Raw genomic sequence first — 12,505 nt, forward strand, 5'->3', positions numbered from 1 at the left:
GTTATGAGAGTGTATGAAGGAAAACTGGTTTCTGAAAAAATAAGGGTGGGGATGGTTGCTGCCCGTTTTAATGAATTTATTGTATCAAAACTAATTGAAGGTGCTGTGGATGGACTGCGGCGTCATGGGGTTGAAGATGACTGCATTGACCTGGCCTGGGTGCCTGGAGCATTTGAGATACCTCTGATTGCCTCTCAGATGGCAAAAAGCGGAAAATATGACGCAGTGATCTGCCTGGGTGCGGTGATCAGAGGAAGCACGTCCCATTATGACTACGTGTGCAGTGAAGTATCAAAAGGAATTGCCCAGGTATCTCTGAAAAGCGATATTCCTGTGATGTTTGGGGTGCTCACTACAGATACCATAGAGCAGGCCATCGAAAGAGCAGGGACAAAAGCGGGAAATAAAGGATTTGACTGTGCGGCCGGAGCAATTGAGATGGTTAATCTGGTGCGGGAAATAAAGGGATAACCAGATGAATCTTTTGTTTGATTACGACGGGACCCTTCATGACTGTGCAAGAATCTATATACCTGCTTTCCGGGAGGTGTACCGCCGGATAACAGAGGCTGGATATGTCCCGTTCCGGGAGTGGAGAGACGCGGAGATTACAAAATGGCTGGGATACAGCCCCAGGGATATGTGGAATGTCTTTCTGCCTTCGCTATCTGACAGAGAAAAAGAAAAATACAGCGAAGCTATTGGAACCTGCATGGAGGAACAGACAGATTCAGGAAACGCACATCTGTATCCCGGGGCAGAAGAAATGCTGGAGGAACTCAAACAAGCAGGGCATACTCTGCTGCTCCTTAGTAACTGTAAAACTGCATATATGGAACAGCACAGAAGAATATTTCAGCTGGACAGATATTTTACAGCATATTATCCTGCAGAAGCGTACGGATACCAGGAAAAGTGGAGGATATTTCCCATAATAGAAAAGAAACATCCGGGAACCTACGTTGTGATAGGGGATCGGCTTCATGATATGGAGATCAGGGAGAGGTGGGGGATCCCGGCAATTGGGTGTGCGTATGGGTATGGAAAACCGGAAGAACTAAGGGAAGCAAATGGGATTGCGGAGAGTATAGAGGGGGTAAAGCAGGAGATAGATAGAATTGGGGACAGGGCTGGGTGAAAAAGGGACACCCTGAATCCATTTTGGGGCTGTGAAAAAAGTCCCGTAAAAAAAGAACGCTTTCAGGTATACAAACCTGGAGGCGTTCTTCTTTTTGTGGTAAAATTAATCTACTATGAACAATAATACCGAGAAATATTATACCGCAAAACAGGGAAGGCTGCCACTGTTTTTTTCGGATTGTCTGGATCTCTGTGATCCAGTATTAGCATTTGACAGAATCATGGAGGAGATTGGAATAGAAAGATATCTTAGGCCAGAGCCCTCACATAAACTGGGCCGGCCCGGATATAATCGGGTCAACATGCTAAAGACAGTCCTGTTCGGCTTTATGGACACTGGATACGCTTCCCTTCGGGAATTAGAAGACCGATGCAAAGTCAACATCCGTTACATGTACCTGATGGATCATGAAACTCCCAGTTACCGTGCCTTCAGTTATTTTATCAATGAAGAGATCAAGGAATCTGCCCAGGATATTTTTAAGGCAGTCATGTCCTATATCCAGACAGCGGAGGGAATCGATTTGCAGCATCTGTATATAGATGGCTCAAAATTCGAGGCAAATGCAAACAAGTATACCTGGGTATGGAAAAAAGCCACGGAAAAATCGAGATACCGTCTGTTCGGCAAGATTACCACACTGCTTACAGAAATGAACGAAACGCTGGCATACACAGGGCTGAAAATTGAAACCAATGTAGAATACACCCCGGACAGCCTGGAGGTCATTTTGTCCAGGTATGAATTCTTCTGCCATATCGACGAGGACACATTTGTATACGGCCGGGGACATCGGAAGAGCCAGGAGCAGCGTTACTACGAACGTTTAAAGGAATATATCGGAAAGCTTTCGGAATACGTGGAAAAGATCCGGATATGCGAGCCTGACCGGAACAGCTATGCGAAGACGGACCATGGCGCGACCTTCATGCGGATGAAAAAGGACTATATGGGAAATGACCAGCTCCTTCCTGCATACAACATACAGATCGGAGTGGCTGACGAGTACATTGCGGTGGTAGATGTCATGCAGTACCGGTCCGACATGGACTGCTTTGTGCCACTGATGGAAAAGTTCCATGAGTTATACGGTTTCTACCCGAAATATCCGGTAGCGGATGCAGGGTATGGATCCTTTAATAACTATCTGTTCTGCCAGGACCATAGGATGGAAAAGTTCATGAAATTCCCCATGTATAAGAAAGAGACAACAGACGAAAAGTACCATGAAGACCCGTTGCGTGCAGTGAATTTTAAGACAGACCCGGAAGGGAACCTAATCTGTCCAAACGGGAGGAAGTTCCACTTTGCATACCGAAAACCAGTGAAAGGGAACCAATACGGCAGGCAGGAAGAGTACTATACCTGCGAGGACTGCAGTGGCTGCCCCTATGCAGAAAAATGCAAGAGAACAGAAAAGAACAGGACAGTGCGGATTAATGCGGAATTAAGCGCCATGCATCAGGAGGTATTGGATAATCTTCAGAGTATCCATGGGGCGTTGCTCCGCATGAACCGCTCCATCCAGGCAGAAGGGACATTTGGAATCATCAAATACGACCGAAGGTATAAGCGAATTGTAAGAAGAGGACTGGATTCGGTAAGAGTAGAGATATTTCTTGTTTCTATCGGCCATAATCTCTATAAAATCTATAATAAGCAGATGAGACTCCGGGAAGTGGCTTAAAGAAGAAAGAGCGCACGTTTGTTGGGGTAAGGGGGATTATGCGCTTTTTACTGCTTTTTTCTTACGCTTTCCACAAAATAAAGAGGGGCTGAAAAAATGGAGTTAGAGCAACTCCATTTTTTCACAGCCCCCTTTTTACACTTTAAAGTAATGGTATCCCATGTGCCTCGGCGTAATCTAAGGTTTCCCGGGGCCAGATGGAGGCCTGCACTTCTCCGATGTGGGCCTTACGCAGGAAGAACATACAGATACGGGACTGTCCGATTCCTCCGCCTACGGTGTAGGGCAGCTTTCCCTCCAGGATGGCTTTTTGGAACGGAAGGTTGGCCCGTTCCGGACATCCTGCTTTTTCCAGCTGACTGAGGAGTGCTGCTTCGTCCACCCGGATTCCCATGGAGGAGAGTTCCAGAGCAATATCAAGTACCGGATAGTAGACAATAATATCCCCGTTGAGGCTCCAGTCGTCATAGTCTGGTGCCCGGCCGTCGTGTTTTTCACCGGATGCAAGGACATCTCCGATCTGCATAATAAATACAGCTCCATGTTCTTTTGCTATCTTATATTCCCGTTCTTTGGGGGTGCAGTCCGGATATTTATCCTCTAATTCCTGTGAGGTGATAAAGAAGATTTCTTTCGGCAGTATTTCTTCTATGTAGTCGTACTGAATGGCCATATATTTCTCTGTTTTTTTAAATACTTTGTAAACTGTTGCCACGATCTCTCTCAGTTTTTGTTCTGTCCGCTCTTCTTTGGATAGGATCTTTTCCCAATCCCACTGGTCTACGTAGAGGGAATGGATATTGTCTGTATCCTCATCCCGGCGTATAGCGTTCATATCTGTGTACAGGCCTTCGCCGTAGGAAAAACCGTATTTGTAAAGAGCATAACGTTTCCACTTTGCAAGGGAATGTACGATCTCTGCCGGAGAGTCCTCCTGTTCTCTGATGCCGAAGGATACCGGGCGCTCAAACCCGTTCAGATTATCGTTGAGGCCGGATTCGGGGGTTACGATCAGGGGCGCGGAAACTCTCAGCAGATTCAGGCGCTGGATCAGTGTCTGCTGAAAAAAATCTTTGACAGTTTTGATTCCTATCTGGGTATCGTACAGACTAAGCTGGGGGGTATATCCCTCTGGTATAATAAATGATTCCATGTTTATTCTCCCTTTTTGGTGTTGGTTAAAATATATATTCTATAATTCTTTATAATATAACAAAACCCCCTTAATGTACAACTATAAAATTAAAAAAGCAGCTGGCAGAACGCCTGTGAAAAGAGTGTGGTGACAGTTACATTGGCTTTAAATTTTTATTGAGCCTCTCTACCATCCATGCCAGGCGTTTTGCACGTCCCCCATCTGTTTTTGCGTCAAGGTAGGCCCGGGTATATGTTTTCTTTACGGATAAGGGCATAGACAAAAAGTTAGAATATGCAGGTTCGTAATTTTTTAATATGGAGGATAAAGATGAAATCTGATCTTCTGTAACAGCTGGGGCTTTGGGAGCATCCCATTGTCCGTTTTTCTTTGCCTCGGCTATTTTTGCCCTGCCGTAGTCGGTCATTTTTCCCTGATTTTCCAGATTTTTGGCCAGTGCTTTGTTTTTTTCAGACCATTTACTGTTTTCCCTGCGCAGGGAAAAATATTTTTTATAGGTTTTATCATCAATACTTTTCATCTGCCCGTCTATCCAGCCAAAACAAAGGGCTTCTTCCAGTGCTTCACTTGCCTTAAGTGTTTTTGGCCCCCCTGCTTTGCCAAATAGAAGCCAGATGCCTGTGTCTGACAGACTGTGCTGCTGCAGCCAACTTCTGAATTCTTCCCGATTGCGGAACTCCATTATATTGTTAATAGGACAAACCTCCTTTTGCCTATGGTTGAAAGGCTGATATTTCGTTTACAGTTACTTGTCTTCGGACTTTAGTTTATGTCCGTATTCTACCATGTACTGGCTCCTTCGTCTATCAAAGGAAAAAAATCAGATAAAAATCTAAAAAACACCTTGCAATATACTTTTAAGTGTGATACTATCAATACCATAAATTTTGAAAATGCAAAGAAAGAGACTCTGTTCTCTGAAACTTGACAGGAATTCGGCGTCACCGACTGAGAGCGCTGATGAAGGGAAGGAGACAATAGGGAACACTCTGGAGCAGACCGGTTGAAACAGCAGTAGGTCGGTACGTGGCACGCGTTAAGTGCAGAGTGACAGGAACAGAGCAAGAACTGTTCTCCTGTAACGCGGGTGGTACCGCGGGAACAAAGAGATCCCGTCCCGGAATATCTAAGGATATTCCGGGATTTTTTTATTAATGGCGGCCATGGAAACTAGAGACAGACGGTGAAGAACGTGCACATCTTCCCGGATTCAGGATGAAATGTAAAGGAGAGAGAAATATGGAATTTATAAAAGGTGTCAAACAGCCGGAAACATTAGAAATTTGCCAGTTACTTCAGGAGGGAATGGAAGGTAATCAGGTAAAAGTGAATGGCAATGTACACACCATCCGGAATATGGGAAATGTTGCATTTATTATTTTGAGAAAACGGGAAGGTCTGGTACAATGTATTTATGAGCAGGAGACCTCGGAATTTGATATCAAAGAGGTTAAAGAGGCAGCGGCCGTGGAGATCTGCGGGGTTCTGAAAAAGTCAGAGAAAGCTCCAAACGGCATTGAGATTGAGGCAAAGGGCCTGAAAATATTAAGTGAGCCTGCGGAGACAATGCCGCTGTCAATTTCCAAATGGAAGATGAACACATCCCTGGAAGCAAAATTAAACTACCGTCCCATTGCCCTGCGCAATATCAGAGAACGGGCAAAGTTTAAGATACAGGAGGGGGTGGTCAGGGGATTCCGCGATTTCCTGTATCAGCAGGGATTTACTGAGATTCATACACCAAAGATAGGTGCGAAGGGAGCAGAGGGAGGAGCCAATATCTTTAAGCTGGATTATTTCCATCGACCTGCAGTGCTGGAACAGAGCCCTCAGCTGTATAAACAGATGATGGTAGGTGTTTTTGACAGGGTTTTTGAAACAGGGCCTGTATTTCGGGCAGAGAAGCATAATACAAAACGTCATCTGAATGAGTACACAAGCCTGGATCTGGAATTCGGATTTATCCGGGGATTTGAGGATGTTATGGCGATGGAGACAGGATTTCTCCAGTATACGATGGAGCTTCTGAAAAAAGAGTACTCCAGAGAGCTTCAGATATTGGGCATAACGCTCCCGAAGGTGGATGAGATCCCAGCAGTCCGCTTTGATAAAGCAAAAGAATTAGCAGCAGAAAAATATGGTCGTAAGATCCGAAATCCATTTGATTTGGAGCCGGAGGAAGAGATACTAATCAGCCAGTATTTTAAAGAAGAGTATGACGCAGATTTCGTATTTGTGACACATTACCCCTCAAAGAAAAGACCTTTTTATGCCATGGAGGATCCGGAGGACAGGAGATTTACTCTGAGCTTTGACCTTTTGTTCAGAGGGCTTGAGATTACTACCGGGGGGCAGAGAATCCATGATTACCGCATGCTTACTGAAAAGTTAGCCGCCAGAGGAATGACGGAGGAAGGGCTGGAGCAGTATCTGGATACCTTTAAACACGGTATGCCGCCCCACGGTGGGCTGGGCATCGGACTGGAGCGTCTTACGATGAAGATCATCGGAGAAGATAATGTGCGTGAGACTACACTTTTTCCGAGAGATCTGTCAAGATTGGAACCGTAACAGGGGCGGAGCTGCCGCCCCAAATACAGCCGGGGAGGCAGATAGGAAGCGCTTATGAATAAAAATATTGGAACTTGTTTTCTGTGCGGCGGCAGAGTGAGAAACGGCATCTGCACAGAGTGTGGAATGGACAACAGGAAATCGGATGACAGTTATCGGTTAAACAGCGGGGAGTGTGACAGGGAACCGCTTACCCATGTACATGTTCATGAGGAAGAGGCGTCAGAAAAGAAAGGGAAAGTAAAGAAAGCGGCGGACAGTGGAAACTGGAAACCAGGAAAATCATCAGCCTGGGGTACAGGGGAGAGGCCGAAAAATTATGGAAAATATTATCACAGCAGCGGGAAAAAGCCTGCCGCCAAGAAGACTGGGTTATGGGCAGTTATAATTATTGCAGTCATAGGAGTTCTGCCCAATATAGGAAAATCTGTATACGATGCCTACCAGGAGAAGAGGGCGGAGGAGACCCTGTCTTCAATAAAAGACTTACAGGATTCTTCGGACAGCTATGATCCCTACCAGTTTGTGAATGAGAGTATACCGGAGGAAGGGGAGTATCTGCAGGCAGAGCTGTCCGCCGGATATTACCAGATCGGCATAGATCTCCCCGAGGGAATCTATAAATGTACCCGAAAAGATGGCACTGGTTTTCTTAATATTGTGGACAGTGAGCACAATGTTTATCAATATGAAAGCTTTCAGGAGAATGACCCAGAGGAAATCTCAGATTTGAAAATGTTTCAGGGCGCCGTCCTTCAAATTAGCGGCGGGGTTGTGTTAAACCTGGAGACAGAAAACGCCCAGGCATCCTCAATGGAGGAGGCAGAGCCGAACCCTCTCACCGAAGAGCTGACACTGGAGGGGGATAACTCGGCTGGAACAGACTTTCCCCCGGGAACCTATGATGTAAGTGCCGCAGATAATTTTGGTATGTTAGAGATAGAACTGCCGGGCGGGGGTGAATCCCCATATACAGTTAGTTTTCTGCTGGATTCCCAGCGCACCGAAGAGTATCCCGGCTACAGCCAAGAAGTCCGGAATTTATATCTTCCGGAGGGAACAAAGGTATCCGCAGAAGGGTTTGAGGTTAACATGGTACCCAGCGAGAGGAGTACCTCATTGGATTATAAAGTGTACTATGGTTTATGGTAACTGACTGACAAAAAAAGTGAGGAGAAATCGTATGTCTGAGCGAATCAGTGATGAGACAATTGAATATGTTGGTATACTGGCGAAGCTGGAATTAAGCCAGGAGGAAAAAGAACAGGCCAAAATTGATATGGGAAGAATGCTGGATTATATTGATAAGCTGAATGAACTGGATACCAGTGGTGTGGAGCCAATGTCCCACATCTTTCCCGTTCATAACGTTTTCCGCGAGGATACTGTAACCAATGGGGATGACAGTCAGAATATGCTGGCCAATGCTCCTGAAAAGAAAAATGGAGCCTTTAAGGTGCCTAAGACAGTAGAGTAGGAGGAAAACATTCATGAGTATCTTATCATTAACGGCAGTCCAGCTTGGCCAAAAGATAAAAGAGAAGAAAATTAGTGTGAGAGAGGCAGTGGAGGCGTCTCAGGAACAGATTGAAAAACTGGACAGCACTCTGCACTGCTACGTGACAACGGATGCAAAAAAAGCTCTGGAGCAGGCCGGGCATATCCAAAAGAAAATAGACGAAGGGACATTGACAGGTCCCCTGGCCGGGGTGCCTGTAGCGTTGAAAGATAACCTATGCACAGAGGGGATGCTTACAACCTGTAGTTCTGACATCCTGGGAAACTTTGTACCCACTTATACAGCGGAAGCTGTCCGGAACCTGGAGCGGCAGGGGGCTGTGATTTTGGGCAAGACGAATATGGATGAGTTTGCCATGGGAAGTACAACAGAAACCTCGGCATACGGCATAACCAGGAATCCCTGGAACACGGACCATGTGCCGGGGGGCTCCTCGGGGGGCTCCTGTGCGGCAGTGGCGGCGGGAGAATGTTTTTACGCCCTTGGCTCCGATACCGGCGGTTCTATCCGTCAGCCCAGTTCCTTCTGCGGCGTTACCGGCATCAAGCCCACCTACGGAACCGTATCCCGATATGGTCTGATTGCATACGGTTCGTCTCTGGACCAGATAGGCCCGGTAGGAAAAGATGTGGCAGACTGTGCTGCCATATTAGAGGCAATTGCTTCTTATGATAAAAAAGACAGCACATCTGTTAAGCGAGAGTCCTATGATTTTACATCCGCTTTGGTGGACGATGTAAAAGGCATGAAGATAGGAATTCCCAGGGACTATCTTGGAGAGGGACTGGATCCCGAGGTCAAATCCGCTGTCCTTAGTGCGGCAAAAACTCTGGAGGAGAAAGGGGCTTGTGTGGAGGAATTTGACTTGAGTCTGGTAGAATATGCAATTCCGGCATATTATGTTATCGCATCTGCAGAGGCCAGCTCCAATCTTTCCCGATTCGACGGAGTCAAATACGGATACCGGACAAAGGAGTATGACGGTCTTCACAGTATGTACAAAAAGAGCCGGTCCGAGGGTTTCGGACCGGAAGTAAAACGCAGAATTATGCTGGGATCCTTTGTACTGAGCTCCGGCTACTATGATGCCTATTACCTGAAGGCTCTGCGGACAAAGGCTCTCATCAAACAGGCTTTTGACAAGGCATTTCAGAAATATGATCTGATTCTGGGACCGGTAGCTCCCACAACCGCCCCAAAACTGGGAGAATCTCTGGCGGATCCGCTGAAAATGTATCTGGGCGATATTTATACGATCTCTGTCAATCTGGCCGGCTTACCAGGAATGAGCGTTCCCTGCGGAACAGATTCCAAAGGACTGCCCATTGGACTGCAGCTGATAGGTGATTGTTTTCAGGAAAAGAAAATCATTAGAGCGGCCTATGCCTTTGAACAGACCAGGTCATACGAAGGGCCTAATCTGGACCGGGTGAAAGGAGGAGAGGAAGCATGAGCAGGCAGTATGAAACCGTTATAGGATTGGAAGTCCATGTAGAGCTGGCGACGAAGACTAAGATATTCTGCGCTTGCTCCACCGAATTCGGAAGTGCCCCCAACACTCATACCTGCCCTGTCTGCACGGGCATGCCGGGGTCTCTTCCGGTATTGAATAAGCAGGTTGTGGAGTATGCCATGGCAGTGGGGCTTGCTACAAACTGCAAGATTAACCAGTACTGCAAATTTGACCGGAAGAATTATTTCTATCCTGACAACCCTCAAAATTATCAAATCTCCCAGCTGTACCTGCCAATCTGTCATGACGGAGGAATTGAGATAGAGACATCTTCAGGGAAAAAGGTGATAGGGATCCACGAGATTCATATGGAAGAGGATGCGGGAAAATTAATCCACGATGAGTGGGAGGACTGCTCCCTGGTAGACTACAACAGAAGCGGGGTACCTCTTATAGAGATTGTATCGGAACCTGATATGAGAAGTGCTGAGGAGGTAACGGCGTATCTGGATAAGCTGAGACTGATCATCCAGTATCTGGGAGCATCCGACTGTAAACTTCAGGAGGGGTCTATGAGGGCGGATGTTAACCTCTCTGTGAGGGAAGCGGGCAGCGGGCAACTGGGAACCAGAACAGAGATGAAGAACCTAAACTCCTTTAAAGCTATCGGAAGGGCAATTGAGGGAGAACGCGCACGCCAGATTGAATTGCTGGAGGAAGGGAAAGCAGTAGTCCAGGAGACCAGACGCTGGGATGATAACAAGGAATACTCCTATGCCATGAGATCCAAAGAGGATGCCCAGGATTACAGATATTTTCCGGACCCTGATCTGGTCCCTGTAATGATAAGCGATGAATGGATACAAAAGGTGAAAGAGAGACAGCCTGAACTCCGCACAGAGAAGCTGCTGCGCTACAGAAAAGAATTTGATATCCCCCAGTATGATGCTGAGATTATTACGGCATCCAAAAAATTGGCCGATATCTTCGAGGAAGCCACCGCAGTGTGCGGCAAACCGAAAAAGGTTTCTAACTGGCTGATGGTGGAAACCCTGAGACTTTTAAAGGAGAATGATATGGAGCCGGAAGACATCCGGTTTTCCCCTGAGAATCTGGCAAAGCTGGTACTTCTGACAGAGGCCGGAACGATTAATAGTACGGTGGCAAAGGAAGTCTTTGAAGAAGTGTTTGCCCGGGACATTGACCCTGAAGCCTATGTGGAGGAGAGGGGACTGAAGACGGTAAACGATGAGGGGGCTTTGAGAAAAACCATTGCCGGAGTTATCGCGGACAATCCTCAGTCTGTGTCTGACTATAAGAGCGGAAAAGAGAAGGCCATTGGTTTTCTGGTGGGCCAGACTATGAAAGCCATGAAAGGAAAGGCAAATCCTTCTGCAGTGAATAAAATATTAAAGGAATTATTGCAGTAGCCGTTAAGTATGCTATAATAGGCAAAGAGGCTGTAATTCCTGTTGAGAGAACCTGTGAATCTCTTTTCGGTTTGCAGGTTCTATTTTTCTGCCCCGGCGGAAGAGAGAAAGAAAATAGGAAGCCTATTTATATAGGAAGAAATACATACAGGGAGATGAATATGCAGATTAATAACAAACAATTTTACCGCACAGTAGCGGGGCTGGTGCTGCCTATGGCACTCCAGAATCTGATTAATGTGGGGGTCAGCTCAGCTGACGTTATTATGCTGGGTAAGGTGGGGGAGATTGCTCTGTCTGCCGCTTCCCTGGCAAATCAGGTGTTCTTTATCCTGAATCTGGCTCTTTTTGGACTTACTTCCGGTGCCAGTGTGCTGACTGCCCAGTACTGGGGAAAGCAGGACACCAGAACCATCGAGAAGGTAATGGGAATGTCGTTTCGTATTGGGCTTTTGGCTGCCTTTGTGGTGACAGCCGCTGTATGGATTGCCCCGGTTCCAATCATGAGACTTTTTACGAATGAGGCTGTGATTATTGGGGAAGGGGTACGCTACCTCAAGATTGTATCTCTGTCATATCTTATGTCGGCATTTACAATGGTCTATCTGAACATTGTGAGAAGTGTGGAGAGAGTAGTCATTGCAACTGTGGTGTACAGCATCTCCCTGGTGGTAAATATTATCCTTAATGCTGTGTTTATCTTCGGACTTTTGGGACTGCCTGCTATGGGGGCGGCCGGAGCTGCACTGGGGACGGTATGCGCAAGGGCCACAGAGGTTATCATTGTCGTTTTTTACGCGGTGAAAATAAACGATACCGTAAGAATCCGGATAAAGGATCTCTTTGTGCGGGACAGACTGCTGGGGAGGGACTTCAGAATCTATGCATTTCCTGTTTTGCTCAATGAGGTGGCATGGGGCAGCGGTATGGCAGTGATTACGGCCATAGTCGGGCATCTGGGAAGTGCCGCAGTGGCTGCCCACTCGGTAGCTCAGGTAAGCCGGCAGCTGTCAATGGTAGTCAGCTTTGGGATTGCCAGCGCCGCCTCCATCATGGTAGGGAAATCTATAGGTGAGAAGAAAGAGGAGCTGGCCAAGGAGTATGCCAGAAGATTCCTGAAGATATCTATTATTCTGGGGATTTGCGGCGGTGTATTGATTCTTATGATTTCTCCCGTTGCATGTGCGCTGCTGAATCTTACAGACCAGGCAAAGGGATATCTGAAGATTATGATGATTTTTATGTCTTATTATGTAGTGGGACAGGCGTATAATTCCACTATGGTTGTAGGAATCTGCAGGGCAGGGGGAGATACTAAGTTCGGCCTGGTGCTGGATGTGGGGATTATGTGGATATGCTCCATTGGGATGGGCGTATTTGCTGCCTTTGTGCTTAAGATGCCGATGCCTTGGGTCTATATCTTCCTGGTGAGCGATGAGATTATCAAGATACCGTTCTCGGTAAAAAGACACCATACCTACAAATGGCTGAAAAATGTTACCAGATAAAAGACAGCATAATTACAAGAATATAGGACGTAATACGTGT

The 12,505-nt window shown here is 46.6% G+C and carries 11 protein-coding genes; 9 read left to right on the plus strand and 2 right to left on the minus strand.

Annotated elements, in window-relative coordinates:
- Positions 1–3: 3 nt before the first annotated feature.
- The 3 genes from ribE to ACGHCT_RS04360 all read left to right on the plus strand — a co-directional run bounded on the left by ribE (position 4) and on the right by ACGHCT_RS04360 (position 2,828).
- Positions 4–471, plus strand: a complete 468-nt coding sequence (gene ribE, locus ACGHCT_RS04350) for a 6,7-dimethyl-8-ribityllumazine synthase (RefSeq protein ID WP_390438426.1) — start codon at positions 4–6, stop codon at positions 469–471.
- A 4-nt stretch (positions 472–475) separates the two neighbouring features.
- Positions 476–1,138 carry an HAD family hydrolase gene (locus tag ACGHCT_RS04355; RefSeq protein ID WP_390438428.1) on the plus strand — a complete coding sequence of 221 codons (663 nt, stop codon included), beginning with the start codon at positions 476–478 and terminating at the stop codon, positions 1,136–1,138.
- Between the two features lie 115 nt (positions 1,139–1,253).
- Entirely contained in the window at positions 1,254–2,828 is a 1,575-nt protein-coding gene (locus tag ACGHCT_RS04360; RefSeq protein ID WP_390436423.1) for a transposase, read from the plus strand.
- A 142-nt stretch (positions 2,829–2,970) separates the two neighbouring features.
- Here ACGHCT_RS04360 and asnA read toward each other — a convergent pair whose 3' ends face one another.
- Both asnA and ACGHCT_RS04370 read right to left on the minus strand, forming a co-directional pair.
- Positions 2,971–3,981 carry an aspartate--ammonia ligase gene (gene asnA, locus ACGHCT_RS04365; RefSeq protein WP_390438430.1) on the minus strand — a complete coding sequence of 337 codons (1,011 nt, stop codon included), beginning with the start codon at positions 3,979–3,981 and terminating at the stop codon, positions 2,971–2,973.
- Positions 3,982–4,117: 136 nt separating this feature from the next.
- Complete coding sequence (locus ACGHCT_RS04370) at positions 4,118–4,504, minus strand: YdeI/OmpD-associated family protein (protein ID WP_341457057.1); 387 nt, start codon at positions 4,502–4,504, stop codon at positions 4,118–4,120.
- 719 nt (positions 4,505–5,223) lie between these two features.
- Here ACGHCT_RS04370 and aspS point away from each other — a divergent pair.
- From aspS to ACGHCT_RS04400, 6 genes are all read left to right on the plus strand, one after another.
- Complete coding sequence (gene aspS / locus ACGHCT_RS04375) at positions 5,224–6,555, plus strand: aspartate--tRNA(Asn) ligase (RefSeq protein WP_072852540.1); 1,332 nt, start codon at positions 5,224–5,226, stop codon at positions 6,553–6,555.
- Positions 6,556–6,609: 54 nt separating this feature from the next.
- Positions 6,610–7,707 (plus strand): hypothetical protein, encoded by a 1,098-nt coding sequence (locus tag ACGHCT_RS04380; protein WP_390438433.1) that lies wholly within the window; start codon positions 6,610–6,612, stop codon positions 7,705–7,707.
- A 31-nt stretch (positions 7,708–7,738) separates the two neighbouring features.
- Complete coding sequence (gene gatC, locus ACGHCT_RS04385; RefSeq protein ID WP_072852544.1) at positions 7,739–8,032, plus strand: Asp-tRNA(Asn)/Glu-tRNA(Gln) amidotransferase subunit GatC; 294 nt, start codon at positions 7,739–7,741, stop codon at positions 8,030–8,032.
- A 13-nt stretch (positions 8,033–8,045) separates the two neighbouring features.
- Positions 8,046–9,527, plus strand: a complete 1,482-nt coding sequence (gatA, locus tag ACGHCT_RS04390; protein WP_390438435.1) for an Asp-tRNA(Asn)/Glu-tRNA(Gln) amidotransferase subunit GatA — start codon at positions 8,046–8,048, stop codon at positions 9,525–9,527.
- Positions 9,524–10,957, plus strand: a complete 1,434-nt coding sequence (gene gatB, locus ACGHCT_RS04395) for an Asp-tRNA(Asn)/Glu-tRNA(Gln) amidotransferase subunit GatB (RefSeq protein ID WP_390438437.1) — start codon at positions 9,524–9,526, stop codon at positions 10,955–10,957. The genes gatA and gatB overlap by 4 nt, the downstream gene beginning before the upstream one ends.
- Positions 10,958–11,118: 161 nt before the next feature.
- Complete coding sequence (locus ACGHCT_RS04400) at positions 11,119–12,465, plus strand: MATE family efflux transporter (protein ID WP_341443430.1); 1,347 nt, start codon at positions 11,119–11,121, stop codon at positions 12,463–12,465.
- The last annotated feature ends 40 nt before the right edge of the window (positions 12,466–12,505 follow it).

It is taken from the genome of Lactonifactor longoviformis, assembly GCF_042848515.1.
Taxonomy (GTDB): domain Bacteria; phylum Bacillota; class Clostridia; order Lachnospirales; family Lachnospiraceae; genus Lactonifactor; species Lactonifactor longoviformis.